We start from the raw sequence: 441 nt of genomic DNA, 5'->3' as shown, positions 1-441 counted from the left end.
TATCAACTAATAAAGCCTTAATCTCAGAATAAACATCAAAGCCATTGTCCTTTTTCTTAGGTGTTCCAATATCTGAAAAAATCATCTGAGTAGCCTTATTTTCCATTCCCTCACGATAAATTCTTTCAACATTATCCACTACCTGAAGCAATTTATGATTGTCTGCTAGACTATAACTAGAGTCCAATAAACGCATATCAATTGCTAGTTTTCGTGCCTCACCTGTTATCTTTAACATGTTATCCTGGCTCGGATCAACTGTTCCACATTTGACCATATCTGACCTCATAACCAATTCTTCTAAATAGAGTTTCTGGTTTTCAGTTAACTCACTCTCAATAGGGATAATATGAGCTTCTGGAACAGGTAAATCCAACATATCTTGTGTTTGAATGTCGGCTGTTTCTTTATAGATTTTCATCAACTCAGGTAGATTGACAA

The 441-nt window shown here is 35.1% G+C and carries 1 pseudogene; it reads right to left on the bottom strand.

The window, feature by feature from the left end:
* Nucleotides 1–441 (bottom strand): annotated as a pseudogene (locus tag L0M85_RS10085) (helicase); the annotation flags it as partial.

Origin of the sequence: Streptococcus sp. DFI.7.26 (assembly GCF_022240605.1) — a bacterium.
GTDB lineage: Bacteria > Bacillota > Bacilli > Lactobacillales > Streptococcaceae > Streptococcus > Streptococcus xiaochunlingii.
Note: the sequence above shows the minus strand (reverse complement) of the source record. Positions and strands in the feature narration are given on the sequence as shown.